The sequence below is a fragment of the Paraburkholderia panacisoli genome, from assembly GCF_008369935.1.
Classification (GTDB): Bacteria; Pseudomonadota; Gammaproteobacteria; order Burkholderiales; family Burkholderiaceae; genus Paraburkholderia; species Paraburkholderia panacisoli.
In genome coordinates this window covers 13,641-26,758 of record NZ_VTUZ01000046.1, presented here as the reverse complement: position 1 = coordinate 26,758, position 13,118 = coordinate 13,641, and the positions used below count along the sequence as shown (strand labels likewise).

Sequence of the window (13,118 nt, the reverse complement as noted above, 5' to 3'; positions counted from 1 at the left end):
GGAACTCCGTGAATCGGCTGCAACATGCAATCATGTTGCTCGATCACAGTCCGAGCTTTTCTCGCAAATTAGTACCTTTAAAGACCTGAAATGCGTGTAATGAATTCCCTAGTTTGCAGCGCCTCTCTGCCTTGGTGGTAAAGGCCTGCTGGCCACGAATAGTGGCTCAGCAGTCGTTTTATCCCGCATCAGATACATATCGTGAATCATGCTTCCATCTGAGCGGATTTCCGACGATGACTGCGTCGGGTCAGGCCAGGTTGAACGGCAACTGGCGCTGCGGCTTGCCGGTGACGCGCGCAATGGCGTTGGCAAACGCCGGTGCCAGCGGCGGCAGGCCTGGCTCGCCCATGCCGGTGGGTGGATCGGCACTGGGCACGATGTGGACATCGAACTCCGGTATGTCGGTGATGCGGGCGACGGTGAAGTCGCCAAAGTTGCTCTGCTCGACGACACCGTCCTTCAGCGTGATGGCCGAGCCTGCCAGGCACATCGACAGCCCCATGACCGCCGCACCCTGCACCTGTGCCTCCACACTGCGCGGGTTCACGGCCAGATTGCAATGCACCCCGCCGGTGACACGGTTCAGCACAGGACGGCCCTGTTGGACGGAGGCCTCCACCACATAGGCCACCACCGAGTCGAAGGACTCGTGCACGGCCACACCCCATGCGCGGCCGGTGGGCAACTGCTTCTTGCCATAGCCGCTCCTGTCGACCGCCAGTTGCAGCGCAGCACGGTGACGCGGATGCCTGTCGCCGAACAGGCGCATGCGGTAAGCCACCGGATCCTGCTTTGTGGCGCGTGCGATATCGTCAAGCAAGGTCTCCATCACGAAGGCAGTGTGGGTGGAACCCACGCTGCGCCACCACAGCACTGGCACGTTGGGCGTGGGGTGGTGCACGGTCAGGCGCATCGGCAGCGGGTAAGGACCACGCATGCCCTCCGTGGCGGTGGCGTCGATGCCGTTCTTCACCTGGAATTGCTCGAATACCGTTCCCGAGGTGATGGACTGCCCGACGATGACGTGCTCCCAGGCCAGCACGTTGCCGCGCTCGTCGAAGCCGAGGCGTGCGCGGTGCAGATGCAGGGGGCGATAGTAGCCGCCCTTGATGTCGTCCTCGCGGCTCCAGAGCGTGCGCACCGGCGCGTTCAGGCCGACGGAACGGACGGCCTTGGCCACCTCACAGGCTTCGACCACATAGTCACTCGTGCCCGCGAAACGCCGGCCAAAGCCGCCGCCTGCCGTCTGCACGTGCATCTTTACCTGCTCGGGCTTGAGACCCAGCACGCGCGCGGCCGCGACAGCGTCCAGACCGGGGCACTGGGTGCCGACCCACAGTTCGGCTCGCCCGTCGGACAACTGGACGGTGCAGTTCAGCGGCTCCATCGGCGCGTGGGCCAGGTAGGGGAACACGAACTCGGCTTCCAGTTGGTGCGGGGCAGCGGCCAGCGGCGTCATATCGGCGTCGAACTGGCGCGGACCAGGGCGAATGGCCAGCTCGCGGTACTGGGCCAGCAACTGTTCGCTGTCCACTTTCTCCACGGAAGCCGTGTTCCACTGCAGTTGCAGAACCGCGCGTCCCTGCCTGGCCGGCCAGTAGCCGTCGGCCACCACGGCCACGCCTTCGCCACCGCGGTCCAGCGGCACGCGCAGCACGGCCTTTACTCCCTTGATGGCGCGTGCGGCGCTGTCGTCCACCGTGGTCAGTCGCGCGCCGAACACCGGCGGATGGGCCACCACGGCGGTGAGCTGACCGGGCAGGTGCGTATCGATGCCGAAGTCCTGACGTCCACTGCTCTTGGCCTGCGCATCGAGGCGCGTGGTGGGGCGGCCAATGATGCGGAAGTCCTTGGGGTTCTTCAGCGTGACCTTCTCGGGCACGGGTAGCGCCATGGCGGCTTCTGCCAGTTCGCCGTAGCTCAGCTTGCGGCCACCGGCGCCCAGCACGGTCCCGGCCCGCGTGCGCAGCGTGGCCACGTCCACGTTCCAGCGTGCTGCCGCCGCGGACAACAACATCGCCCGGACGCGCGCGCCGAGCTCGCGGTATTGGGTGAAGCTGTTCCTGACCGACTGGGAACCGCCGGTGAGGTGAATCCCGAAAAGCGGGTCGACGTAGGCAGCATCGTTCGAGCCCTGCCGGCTGCGCACCAGATTCCAGTCCGCGTCGAGTTCTTCGGCAAGAATCATCGGCAACGCAGTCTGCACCCCTTGCCCGAACTCCAGCCGGTTGATGGTCACCGTGACGTCGCCACCAGGAGCGATTTGCACGAAGGCCGACGGCTGTTGCGTCGGCTTCAGGGCGCTGGCTGCCTGGCCGCTGCCGCTGGTTTGGCCTATGGCCAGATAGGGAAACACGCCAAGCGCCAGTCCGCCGACACCCGCCAGCTTCAGGAAGCTGCGGCGCGGCAGCGTGGCGGCTTCCCCGGCCCTGTCCCTGGTCAGCAGGTGCTGCAGGGCGCGTGGCATTTCGCTGTAGTCGAATTCAGGCAACATGGTGGCTCCTTCAGACCAGGGCCCTGGCGGCGTCGGCCACCGCGGCGCGGATGCGGGCATAGGTGCCGCAGCGGCAAATGTTGCCGGCCATGGCCGCGTCGATCTCGACGGCGGTCGGCTGCTTGCCGCGAGGCAACGACTTCAGGAACGCCGCGGCGCTCATGATCTGGCCGCTTTGGCAGTAGCCACACTGGGCTACGTCGTGCTTGACCCAGGCTGCGTGCACGATGGCGCCGACTTGGTCGCTGCCGTCGGTGGTGGCTTCGATGGTGGTGATCTGCTTGCCCTGGGCCACCGAGATCGGCGTAATGCAGGAGCGGATGGCCTGCCCGTCCAGATGCACGGTGCAGGCGCCGCACAGCGCGGCGCCGCAGCCGAACTTCGTGCCCGTCATGCCCAGCGTGTCGCGCAAAGCCCAGAGAATGGGGGTGTCCGGGGCGACGTCGACCGTGTGCTCACGGCCGTTGACGTGGAGCGTGCTCATGATGGGTCAGTCCTTCGCAGTCAGGTGTGTCGTGACAAGGGCAACTCGCCTCGCGATCAGAAGCCGCCGTCCGTCGATTTCGAAAGCGCCTCGAAGGCATGCACTGCCTTCAACCGGGCCTGCACGGCCGGCCCGACCGCCGCCAGTGCATCGCTTCCGGCCACGAACACTCTGGGCGGAGTATCCATGCCCACAAGCTTTACCAGGACCTGGCCGAGCTTGTCCGGATCGCCCGGTTGCTTGCCGGCGTAGGGAGACCACATCGCCTCGGCGCTGACCTCGGCGGCTGCGTAATCGTCGATGCGCTTGTCCGGCCATCTGGCGTTAGCTGCGTCCAGCAGGTCCGTGCGGAAGAATCCCGGCTCGACCACAGTGATCTTGATGCCGAACTTTCCGACCTCTTCAGCCACCGCAAGCGAAAGGCCCTCTACGGCGAACTTGCTCGCGCTGTAGGCGCCGCAGTGCATCAGGCCGACAGCGCCTGCCACGGAACTGACGTTGATGATGTTCCCGGAGCGCTGCTTGCGCATGACCGGCAGCGCTGCCCGCATCACGTTGCTCACGCCCCAGAAGTTTGTCGCAAACAGGTGTTGAATGTCTTGCGTTCCCAGTTCCTCGTAGTTGCCTAAGAGGCTGTATCCGGCACTGTTCACGACTACATCGATACGACCGAACTTCTTTTGCGCCTCTTCGACCACGGTCGTTGCCTGCGCCTCATCGGAGACGTCGAGCCGGAGAATCTCCAGGTTCTCGCCGGCCAGGTCGCGCAGGGCATTGCCCACTTTGTCCAGGTTCCTGCCTGTGGCAACGACCCGATCACCCGCCTTCAATGCGGCCCTCGCTGTACCAGCGCCGATACCGCTGCCAGCACCCGTGATAAACCACACTTTGCTCATGCTCAAACTCCCAGTCCTGGTCAATGCCCTTCACTCTAGGCAGATTGACTGAGAAGAAAAACACCCTGGTACTGGATACCGTTTGAAGATATTCTTCAAAGTATGAGACTCAACCAGCTTGATGGACTGCTCGCATTCTGGAAGGTCGCAGAGCACTGCGGGTTCTCTGCCGCCGCGGCAGCGCTCGAGGTCTCGCCTTCTGCGCTCAGCCAGGCGATCCGCCATCTGGAGGCCCGGCTCGGCGTCAGGCTTCTCAACCGGAACACGCGCAGCGTTAGCCTCACTGAAGCCGGACAGGCCTACCTGTCCCGGATTGGGCCGGCGTTGAGCGACGTGCTGGAAGCCGGAGAGCAACTTCATGAGCTTCAGGGCCGGCCATCGGGCGTCCTGCGCATCAACGCAGCGCGAATCTCGACCGCTATGGTCCTCCAGCCACTGCTGGCCGGGTTCCTGAAGGCCTATCCGGACGTCCACGTGGAACTGACGAATGACGAGGGCTACGTGGACATCGTCGAAAGAGGGTTCGACGCCGGCATTCGAATGGGAGAGAGTGTCCAGAAGGATATGATCGCTCTGCCTCTCGGTGGCCCGGTTGCCGTATCCATCGTTGGATCGCCCGACTACTTCAAGCAGCATCCCGTGCCACAGCACCCGTCCGATCTGATACATCACAACTGCGTACGGTTCAGATTTTCAGGCAGCGGGGCCATTCACAAGTGGGAGTTCGAGGTCGACGGCCGTATCGTCGAGTACGAGATCAGCGGCAATCTCACGATCAGCGACTCACTGTTCTCGGTTGAGGCTGCGCTGGATGGGATTGCACTGGCGTACACGTTCGAGCAGCTTGCGCTTCCTCACATCCGGGCCAGGAAGTTGAAACGCGTCTTGAGCGGCTTCTCACCGACTTTTCCCGGGTTCTACCTGTACTACCCGAGCAGACGGCAGCAGCCTGCCAAGCTGAAGGCTCTGGTGAATTACGTACTGGCGTATTCCAGCTCCGGGACGATTGGAATGTCAGCAACCGTGCCCGCGACAGACGTGTAGTAGTACGTCCATTTTTCCGGCGACCGAGAGTCCGCGTCGGGCCGATAAATTCCGCACGAAGGTCAGCATCGCGCGACCATTAGACAGTGGAAACAACCGCCGCATCGGCATTCGAATCAGGATGCAAAATTCGAATGGCCGGTTTGCCCCGGCCGTAAAGCGAAGCAAATCTGTCACTGCCCGACGGGAGCGTTAAAAACCTTGGGGTTTCGGCGCGTGCTACCTAAAACTCGAGCGCGCACGTCTGCCGGAGATCGAAATGAAGGTCACGATTCGCGTTGAGATCACCACAGACTGGAACGAAACAGGGAACTTTGAAATCGGTGAGATTGAGCGCCAGTATTGCGAGCTGGATCGGTCGAAGATCGGCTTGTCTCTGGCCGAAGGTAAAGACGTTCTGCACAAGCTGCAGCCGATATTCGTGGCGGCGCAAGCTGAGGAAGTATGTACGATCCGGCGATTCTGTAGCTGCTGTCATCGGCGTCTCGAGTTGCACCCTGAATCACGTGACCATTCGGAACAGGGCGTTACGCGCCGGAGCTCGCGTTGAGGCCGTGCAACCAGCAACGCAGACCAGCTTCGACTACGACACCGAATGGACTCTGACCATTGACGGCGGATTCGTCCGGGGTCGGCGCGTCAATCGGAATGTTCGAGCTTCGAGGTGCAGACAGGGCGACTGTTCGCCAAAGGCCAGGCGTCCCGCACATTCGCATTTGTTCGAAATGGATTACCAGACATTGCCGCTCGTCGCACCTCCCTAGTTGAAGCGGCGAGCGGCTCCTGCAGTCCGCGTTTGTGCGTGATCACTGATGGAGCCAACGGATTGGAGTCGATAGCTCAGAGCTTGCCGTTTTCTTCGAACTCTGTGCTCGACTTGTTTCACATTTCGATGCGCGTGCGATACCTTGAGCAGATCGTCAGGGTTTGCGTTTGACGACAGAATCGGAAAAGGCTGCACGACGCGTACTGGTCTCCCGTATCGAGAAATTACGCTGGTGTTTCTGGCATGGAAATCCGGCGCAGGCAATCGAACGGATGAAAGGGATCTTGATCATTTGCCGTGTGCTGATAACCGAGACACCAGGGGCTGCAGAAAGTCTCGCACAACTTGATTACCGCGCGAGGGAGCTTGTCGCCTATGTCGAAGCAAATGGAGGATCGACAATCAACTATGGAGCGCGACATCGTCAGCACAAACCTGTATCGACGGCGACGGCGGAGTCAGCGGTCAGCGGACGGCGCAGATTCATTGTTCAGCCGGACCTACTGGCGCGCACGTGTTCAGCAGGTGAGCGCTACACGAGGGCTGACTCCGCAGCAGCGAGCAAGGCTTGAGAGACTGTTTGAGTCTCTACCTTTCCCCGTTCTTGGCGAAGAATGATTGGAGAGTGAACCAAACCGTGGGAGGCCATTTCCGTTGACTTGACCGCCGTCAGAGACGGCGTGACGGCACCGTACCCGATGGGATACGGTACTTGGAACCTGCGAAGTTTCTGACGGAAAGAGCCGATCCAGCCCGCCCGGCGCGCTGATCGTATCAGCTATGCTGGCGACTTTGCCAACCGATCGGAGTTGCTATGCGACTGATCATCGAGACCCGCCTGGAGGGTGGGGAAACGAGTGAGACTGAAGCGACGATCGTTGCTGTGGTGGAACGAAAAGACCGGAGCGTCGCCGACCTGGGACTTACACTTGCCGAAGGTCGCACCTTGCTCGCTGAGGTTCAATCGTTACTGGTGTCGGAGCAGACTGCCGGGTGGATGGAGAGCCAATTGGCTTGCGATCGTTGTGGCTCGATGCTGGCGCACAAGGGCGCCCGGTCGATCGTGCTGCGAACCGTGTTTGGCAAGGTCGACGTGCCGATTCCGAGGCTGTGGGCGTGCAACAGCGCGGCGAAGCAAGGGCGTCCGCGCCGCTCAGTGAGTCCGCTGTGCAAGGCCCGTTCACCAGCGTGTGACGCCGGAATTGGAGTACCTGCAGGCCAAATGGGCCGCCCATCTACCCTACCGTCAGGCCACTGAGCTGCTTCGAGAGGTCCTTCCGCTGGACAAAGGGATTTCCTTCGGTAGTACTCGCCGTCGGATCCTCGCCATCGGTAGGGCGCTGGACGCGCAGATCGAGCGCGATATCGTGTCTGGACCAAAAGCGGTCAACGGAGAGCAGGTTCGCGAATCGACCACCGTCGGCTGCGTGAGCGTCGACTCGGCTTGGCTGAGCTTCAGCAGCAGCCCCAGGAGCCGCAAAGCGGCGCGCGACCTTGTCGAGCTGAAATCGCCTTGGGCGCAGAAGGTGACTCGGGATCGACATGTCAACATCGTTGCGGGCCGCGCAACTCTTGCTGATCGCACCCCGCGTCTCTACGCGTACGTGCATAAGCTGGTGACATCGGCGCCCGCGCGGCTGGACCAATTTCTCTTTGCAAGCGTCGTGGCTCGAGACGAGCGAGTCACCGTGATCAGCGATGACGCTGGGGAATTTGGCAAGGCAGTGGACGGCAGTCAGCTCGCCAGGGCAAGGATCCTGGACTGGTTTCACATCGCGATGAAGTTCAAGGCTGCCAGGAACTCGGTGTTAGGAAGCCAGACGATGGAGCCCCGCGAGCGAATCGCTGTAGAGACAGCGATCGATCATGCCAAGTGGCTGGTTTGGCATGGAAAGGGCCGACAATCGGTGTTCCGCATCAAGGCATTGGATGCCACGCTGTTGGCGAACAAAGGCTATGAGCGCTCGACGTTGTACTGGAACCTGCGCCGCCTGTACTTCTACATCGAGAGCAACGCCGGTACGCTCGTGAACTATGGCATGCGCCATCACAAGGGGCTACCCATCAGCAGCAGCATTGCCGAGTCCGCGGTGAACCTGGTGGTCAGCCATCGCATGGCGAAGAAGCAACAAATGCGATGGACGGACGAGGGAGCGCACCGTCTGGCGCAGGTCAGAGTTGCTGTTCTCAACGAAGAATTGTCGGTTAAGAAACTTGCCGGGTTGACCAAAACCTCTGTAGCTGCGAACTCGCCGAATGCGCGCCGGGCGGCGTGAATTGACCTCCCACGGTTTGGTTCACTCTCCACCGGGCCGTGCGCGAGATGATCGCTGACGCTCTGCTGCCTGAGGGGACGCATGTGCGCTCCTCGAAATATCTGAATAACGTGATCGAACAGGATCATCGAAACATCAAGTCCAGAACGAACGTGATGCTCGGATTCAAACGATTCAGGTTTGCGAAGACCACGATTTCAGGCATCGAGTTGATGCACCGCATCCGCAAGGGTCAGTTCAATCTCCGCACTCTCGGATTCAAGGATACTACTACACCTGCCGTCTGGAATGCTGTCCTATTCAATAAATAAGGCATCCTTATATATTGGAGACGTCTCGGCTTCAACGGCTGTTTGCACCAGAATCAGTGACACCCCCTTTTAGCCTGATATCAACGTAGCCGCCGACGGAACCATCTACATCGTCTGGACTTCAGGAAGTGAAATCAAGATGATGGTGTCCTCGGAAGGTGGCAATAGTTTCCATCCGGTAGCGTCGCCGGCAACTGTTATCACGACACTCGAGTCGTCGCTACCGCCCTGGAAACCTCATGGCTAAGTGTTTGCACGAATGAAGGTGGCGCACTGTAGTCGCAGTGAATTGACGCAACTGTTTGCGACGTACGCTTCTTGCCCTTGACTCCGGCCGGCTAATGGGTGTCCCTTCATTCGCCCATGATGGACCATCAACTGAAGTCACGTCATAGATTGGACCGCTGACCCGTCTGCCCCGAGAGGCAGCGCAGAGGAACGTGGCGATGATGCCACGTTTCATCCAGCTGCATTGATAACATCTAAACATCAGTGCTTCGAAAAAATGCACTTATCGCGTAACTCCATTTGCGTGAGTATCTGTATTCAGGATTCCAGCGAGATTGGAACGAAAGTAAAACGCATCGGAGACAAGGTTATGTACAACGCAAAGCGCGCCTGGAACGGGTAACGATCGCCCCTTGGGCCCGGTAGTCTCGAGCCCCAGCCGGTTCGAGCACCGGACAACTCAACACACATCAGCCAAATTCCGAACGCCATCGGCGTCACGGCCGCTTGACACGCATGGCGCTTTCGCATCGACCAATCCGAACACCCGTTTCTTTTTTGTATCGCTATGCCCTTCAGGAGACAACTTCATGCAAATCACCGGTATGTTGCACGGCGCGCGCCTGCTGCAATTCGTCGGATTCCCGGCGAGTGAGATCCTCGGCCCGAGCGCCAGCGAGGAGGAGATCAAGACTTTGATCGATCGTCATCGCCAGATATTCATCAAACCCGTTTTCAAAGGCGGAGTGGGAAAGAAGGGGAAGGCGGGCTTACTCGGCCGCGCGACCGATCTCAAGACGGCGTTGATCGAAAAGGAGCGGTTGTACTTCGCCGAGCATTCCGTCGGCCACCTGAAAGCAAAGTCGAATGGCGTGACGTTCGAAGCCGGCGTTCCGGCCCAGCATGAGGTCTATTTCTCGATCACCGACTCCACGCGTTTTCGCGCGCCGACCATGACGCTCTCGCATAAGGGCGGCATGGATATCGAAGAGGTCGACCCGAAGCATGTGGCGATGGTGCCCTTCGACGCGTTGACGGGCTTAAAGGCGTTTGTCGTGGCGAACGCGCTGAGCGAGATTGGTGCGCCGAAGGAGATCATCTCGCCGCTCGTGCAGCAGTTGCCGAAACTCTGGGAGCTCTTTCACGATTTCGGCATGACGACACTGGAGTTGAATCCGATCCGCATGCGCGAGGACAAGAAGGGGCGCCTCACACCGGTCGCCTGCGACTTCAAGTGCGGTTTCGATCGCGACGATCCGCGATGGACGCGCCTCGGGCTGCCGCAACACCTGTTCGCAGCGGACTACTCCGACTTCGAGCAGGAGATCAATCAGTTGCGCACGCACCAGGGTCAGAGCGACGTATATGTGATCAACGAGGAAGGCACGATTCTCGCGCCGACGTTCGGCGGCGGCGCCAACTCGCTCGTGACCGAAATGCTCGGCGACGCCGCGATCATCTCGTCGGATTTCGGCGGCAATCCCCCGTACGCGAAGATGAAGGAGGTGGCCCGTATCTGCTTCAAACACTGGCTCAAGCAGTCGAATGTGCTCTTCATCATCGGCGGCAAGTCGAACAACACCGACATCTTCGAGACGCTGCGAGCGATGGCCGACGCTCTTCGCGAACACTTCAGCGAGCATGGGCCGACGCCGCTTTACGTGGTGCTGGGCCGGGGAGGCCCGAACCTCGTGCGTGGGATGGCCGCGCTGAGGGACACATGCGACTCGCTCGGTCTGCCCTATCGGCTCTTCGGATTCGACTCCGACATCAGCGAGGTCATCCAGTACGCGCGTCAAGCGGACGCCTGGATGCGCGCCGGTGGCCGGGCCGAGATCGCAGCACGGATCGGCGCACCCGCGACGGAAACCGAAACGGCTCAAGCCTGAGGAGAGCAACGTGTACAAGCAAAACAGCAGCCAGTTCAAGTATTTCGTCGGCGTCAACTCGCTGGCGCAGATCGCCACGCGTGACGATCGCGTGTGCGTGCTCAATATCCTGGGCGGTGAGTCCTCGGACGTGACGCCCGTCAGTCATGCGTTCTCAGGCGGGAATATTGTCTTCGGCACGGCGCCGGGCAAAGGCGGACAAGTGCTCACCACATCGATCGGAGATATCCCGGTCTACAACAACGTCCGCGAGGGTCTGGAAGCGGGGCATCGGTTCAACTGCGGCGTGGTCTATCTACCGCCATCGGCGGCCCGCGACGGCGTCGCCGAACTGATCCGCGTCAATCCCGATCTGAAGAAGATTTTCATCATCACCGAAAAGATCGCCGTACACGACGCCCGCGAAATTCGCGCGATGGGTCAGCAAGCGGGCATCGACATCTTCGGTGCGAACGGGCTCGGCGTCGCTGACTCGTGGAATCGCGTAAGAATCGGCGGAGCACTCGGCGGCGATAGTCCGGACGACTCATTGCGCAAGGGATCGATCGCCATCTTCTCGAACTCCGGCGGCTTTAGTACGACGATCGCGCAGTACCTGCGCATGAGCGGCTGGGGCACATCGACCGTCATCTCGAGCGGCAAGGACGTCTACATCCACTATGCCGCGCCGGAATTTGCGTTCGCACTCGCCAACGATGCTCGAAGCAAGGCCGCTGTGCTCTATTGCGAACCGGGTGGCTACTACGAGGCCGATGCGGCCTTCACGAAACCGGTGGTCGCCTGTGTGGTGGGCCGGTGGAAGAGCCGCCTCACGCGTGCGGTCGGCCATGCGGGCGCGATGGCCGGCGGCTCCGACGACGCGCAAGCCAAGGAGCGCTGGTTCATGGAAATGTTCGGCGTAGACCGCCTCTTTACGCCAGACGATCCGTGCTGCTCCGCCAAGGGCGCGGTCGTCACGAACATCGCGCATATCCCGGCGGCGCTGGCCGCCGTCATGCGCGCCAACGCGACGATGCCTGACTTCGAGCCCGAAGGCAGCCTTGCGCTCAAGCCGTGGTTCGGCTCCGACCAGGGAATTCAGCTTCCGTCCGACCTTGCGATCCCCGTAGTGGGAGCAGTCGCGCCCTACGACGAGCAAGTCTTGCAGGTCAATCGACAAGTCGGTGCGATTGCGCCACGTCAGGCGTTGAAGGATGCGTCGGGAGCATCGCAGATGGATGCGAAAACGCAAGTGAGCAGCCTGTATGGCGCCTCGATGCTCGACGCGGCGACGCATTCGCTCGAAGCGAACGTCAGCCTTGCCCTGCTTCACGAGTTCGGCGGAGAAAACGACGAGAAGCTCATCGATGTCGCGATCGCTGCGTCCGTCAATCTGCACGGAATGCCGGAACTCGCGGCAGCGCAAGCCGCACGCGAGGCCGGCAATGCACCCAACGCCATCCTGGCCGCCGCGACCTCGATCATCGGGCCGAATCGCCAGCGCGCGGCGCGGGATGCCGCGAAATGCATGATCGAACGCTTCTCGGCAGCCGGCCTTACGAGTGCGCTCGACGAGAACTTTGACATCGCCCGGATCGCCGTCAGCGGCTACGAGCCGCTCTTTGCCGACACGCGCGATTTGCGCGCCGAAGCGATGCTTTCGGGACTCGCCGAGCGTGGAGTCAGATCGGTCCTCGTGCGCTGGCTCACGTCTCAGCCCGCTCACCCGACGGCAGACGCTGTTCTGGCCGCGATCTGCGTGACGCTCGCGTGGGGACCGCTGATGCGCAAGCGCATCTCGCGCGTCACGGCCGAGAGCCTGCCCTGGTGGACCATGTTGTTCGGGACGCTGATCGGTGCATCGGCGGACGCCTCGCGACACCGTCCCGACGGCTTTTGCGGCTTTACCACGCAAGCGCTGCTGAACGAACGCAGCCTGACCGAAATCTGTTTTGCCGCGTTGCTCAACCTCGCGCCGGAGCCCAACGATCTGTTCGCCTTCAAGACGCTCGTCGGTCTGCTGCTCACCAACGGTCCGGGAGCCATCTCGGCGCAGGGAGCAAAGGGCGCAGTATCCGCTGACGGCCCGGAAAGCCCCGAGCGCGTGCAACTCAACAAGGCGCTGGTCGGCTTTCTCACCCATACAGGTTATACGCATGGCGGCAATGGCTATGAAGGCATCGCGTTCCTGATCGAAGCGTTCAGGGACAGCGGGCTTGCCGATCCGTCCGACCCCGCGCACGGCGTGGACCTGCGCTCGCTGGCCGAGCGCTCGGTCGAGCGCTATGCGCAGTACAAGGCCCGACAGAAGCATGCCGGCAGCCTCGATATCGCGAAGCTGCCGGGCGTGAACCATCCGGTCTTCAAGGACAGGCCGGTCAACCACGACCCGCGCGAAGTGTTCATCGCGGAACTGTGCGAGAAGCGTGGGGAATATAACGTGTTCCATGCTTTCTATCGCGAACTGGTGCAGGCGTTGTTTGATGCCGGCGTCTCCCGCAACGTGTACTGCGTAAACGTCGATGCCGTGATCGCGGCGCTGCTGCTGAAGATGCTGTGGCAGCCGCTGCAACGTGGTGAATTGACTGAGACCGCTCTGGAAACCGCCGCATTCACGATCTTCCTTTATCCCCGCATGCTCGGATGCGCGGCGGAAATCGACGATCACCTGAACCGGGGGCGCAACATGGACACCCGAACGCCCGCGTCCCAGTGCCGCTTCGTAGCTTGAGCGCTTCGCCGACACTG

8 protein-coding genes and 2 pseudogenes are annotated in these 13,118 nt (G+C 61.3%); 7 read left to right on the top strand and 3 right to left on the bottom strand.

Annotated elements, in window-relative coordinates:
• Nucleotides 1-250: 250 nt before the first annotated feature.
• The 3 genes from FVF58_RS40830 to FVF58_RS40820 are packed head-to-tail and all read right to left on the bottom strand — an operon-like array spanning nt 251 to nt 3,877.
• A complete protein-coding gene (locus FVF58_RS40830) occupies nt 251-2,497 on the bottom strand; it encodes a xanthine dehydrogenase family protein molybdopterin-binding subunit (protein ID WP_149675322.1) in 2,247 nt (748 codons plus the stop codon).
• 10 nt (nt 2,498-2,507) lie between these two features.
• On the bottom strand, nt 2,508-2,981 hold the full coding sequence (locus FVF58_RS40825) for a (2Fe-2S)-binding protein (RefSeq protein ID WP_149675321.1): 474 nt from the start codon (nt 2,979-2,981) through the stop codon (nt 2,508-2,510).
• A 56-nt stretch (nt 2,982-3,037) separates the two neighbouring features.
• Entirely contained in the window at nt 3,038-3,877 is an 840-nt protein-coding gene (locus FVF58_RS40820) for an SDR family oxidoreductase (protein ID WP_149675320.1), read from the bottom strand.
• A 102-nt stretch (nt 3,878-3,979) separates the two neighbouring features.
• On the opposite strand from FVF58_RS40820, the gene FVF58_RS40815 reads away from it, so the two are divergent.
• The 7 genes and pseudogenes from FVF58_RS40815 (at nt 3,980) to FVF58_RS40785 (ending at nt 13,101) form a co-directional block, all read left to right on the top strand.
• The gene (locus FVF58_RS40815; protein ID WP_149675319.1) at nt 3,980-4,921 is read left to right on the top strand and encodes a LysR family transcriptional regulator; all 942 of its coding nucleotides are present in this window, start codon (nt 3,980-3,982) and stop codon (nt 4,919-4,921) included.
• Between the two features lie 259 nt (nt 4,922-5,180).
• Nucleotides 5,181-6,157: pseudogene (locus FVF58_RS40810) on the top strand (ISKra4-like element ISBte2 family transposase); the annotation flags it as partial.
• Nucleotides 6,158-6,501: 344 nt separating this feature from the next.
• Nucleotides 6,502-6,945 (top strand): hypothetical protein, encoded by a 444-nt coding sequence (locus FVF58_RS51915; RefSeq protein WP_188131094.1) that lies wholly within the window; start codon nt 6,502-6,504, stop codon nt 6,943-6,945.
• Nucleotides 6,890-7,963 carry a hypothetical protein gene (locus FVF58_RS40800; RefSeq protein ID WP_149675317.1) on the top strand — a complete coding sequence of 358 codons (1,074 nt, stop codon included), beginning with the start codon at nt 6,890-6,892 and terminating at the stop codon, nt 7,961-7,963. Before FVF58_RS51915 ends, FVF58_RS40800 begins: the two co-directional genes overlap by 56 nt.
• A gap of 86 nt (nt 7,964-8,049) precedes the next feature.
• Nucleotides 8,050-8,274, top strand: a pseudogene (locus FVF58_RS40795) (DDE-type integrase/transposase/recombinase); the annotation flags it as partial.
• 818 nt (nt 8,275-9,092) lie between these two features.
• Nucleotides 9,093-10,391 carry an ATP citrate lyase citrate-binding domain-containing protein gene (locus tag FVF58_RS40790; protein ID WP_149675316.1) on the top strand — a complete coding sequence of 433 codons (1,299 nt, stop codon included), beginning with the start codon at nt 9,093-9,095 and terminating at the stop codon, nt 10,389-10,391.
• 10 nt (nt 10,392-10,401) lie between these two features.
• Nucleotides 10,402-13,101, top strand: a complete 2,700-nt coding sequence (locus FVF58_RS40785) for a CoA-binding protein (protein WP_149675315.1) — start codon at nt 10,402-10,404, stop codon at nt 13,099-13,101.
• The last annotated feature ends 17 nt before the right edge of the window (nt 13,102-13,118 follow it).